Raw genomic sequence first — 1537 nt, 5'->3', positions numbered from 1 at the left:
GCCTCCGGCTGCACACGCCATTCATTGTCCCTCATTAACGTCATCCTTGGCAAGAAAAAGCCGCCCGTTTCCCGATAGGGGAACTGAGCGGCAACATAATCTCCGGCTTTTCCCCTGCTCCACACGGAGCGTGCCAGTTTCCAGAGCACTCCGCGTACCATCTAACTGAAAATACTAGTTCATAAGTTCCTCGTTACTCATGGATTTGGGATAGGTTGGATCGGATCCAAAACGCATTTTTTGCGGTATAGGTTGATCTTGTCCATCATTGACTCGGTGATTCCAAGTCTGGTTATGAGTGCGTCAATCGTCTCTTTGCTCGTGCAATGGACTAACTTATGAACATCTTTGTGGAGGATGCGAAGATTGTTAAATTTGTCGCTACCATCAAGATGTAAGGGGATATAGTGATGACAGTGAACGTCAGGAGCGAACAGATACATTCCTGTAATTTCGCATTTCCCTAATTTCATGCTGTATCGACTAATCCGGTTGTCCATATATTCGACGCTTCGGTTCGGGATGTTGGATTTCAACAACATGTGAATCTGCTGTTTAATATCCGGACGAAGTTTCTTGCATATTCGTTCCCTGCCTGCCGCAGTGTACGGTGTGAGTTCTTGGCTGAAACCCAATGTATTCACTGTTTTCACATTGGCCAGCGGGAATAGGTATACATTCGCAACCTTGAACGTTCTGAAACCCGTGCTATAGAACTTTTTGTATGTAGGCGGAGGGTTTGCAGGATGTTCATGTTTCCCGACCAGTTTTAGACGATTGTACATGAAGGCTCTAAGATCGTAGGCAAGACGCGAGAACGCGACGCTGACATGTGTGGCTCGACTGAAATAGTTATGGATTCCTAACACAAAGCTATTGAAGAGTATTGCATTTTGAGCGGTTGGCGAAGCTCTTAATATTTGTATGCGTCTTTTGGCTTCAGCCTTGATTTTCCGCTTTTTGCTGGCTTTAATGCCTGTGTGCGCAACTCTCTTATTCCTCTTTTTGTTCGCGCGGATGGTGAATCCAAGAAATTCGGACTCTCGTTTTCGCAGATTAACGATCTGCGATTTCTCCGGCGAAATATCCAGTTTCAGACGGTCTTTCAAGTAGAGCTTGACAGCGTGATACCATTTTTGAGCGGTTCTCCAGTCCCTGCAGAGCACTTTAAAATCATCTGCATATCGCACAATGTATCCTTCTTTGAGATTACTGTGGTTTTTGAGGGACTGGTATTTTGATCCTTGTTGTCCGTATGGATATACCGTTTCAAAATTCTCCCATTGGCCGGCAATCCATTGATCGAGGTCGTTGAGAACAACGTTCGAAAGTATTGGTGACAACAGCCCCCCTTGAGGCACGCCTCGGGAAGGAGCCCCTTCTCCATCAATTTCTGCTTTTAGCATTTTGGAAATACACGCTAAGACTTTTCTGTCTTGTATTCCTAGTAGTCTCTCAAAGCTAATAGTAGAGAATGGCTAGATATGGTATGATAATGCCAAAAAGAGGAATATAACGATGCGTCCTATAAAATACC

At 44.8% G+C, this 1537-nt stretch carries 1 protein-coding gene; it reads right to left on the bottom strand.

Features of this window, described 5'->3' with window-relative positions; translation table 11 throughout:
• Nucleotides 1–197: 197 nt before the first annotated feature.
• Nucleotides 198–1406: a reverse transcriptase domain-containing protein gene (locus tag L1N85_RS26960; protein ID WP_328285302.1), complete on the bottom strand. Its 1209-nt coding sequence runs from the start codon at nt 1404–1406 to the stop codon at nt 198–200.
• Nucleotides 1407–1537: the final 131 nt, after the last annotated feature.

It is taken from the genome of Paenibacillus alkaliterrae (assembly GCF_021532375.1).
In the GTDB taxonomy this organism is placed as follows: Bacteria; Bacillota; Bacilli; order Paenibacillales; family Paenibacillaceae; genus Pristimantibacillus; species Pristimantibacillus alkaliterrae.
This window is presented reverse-complemented; position numbering and strand designations above follow the sequence as displayed.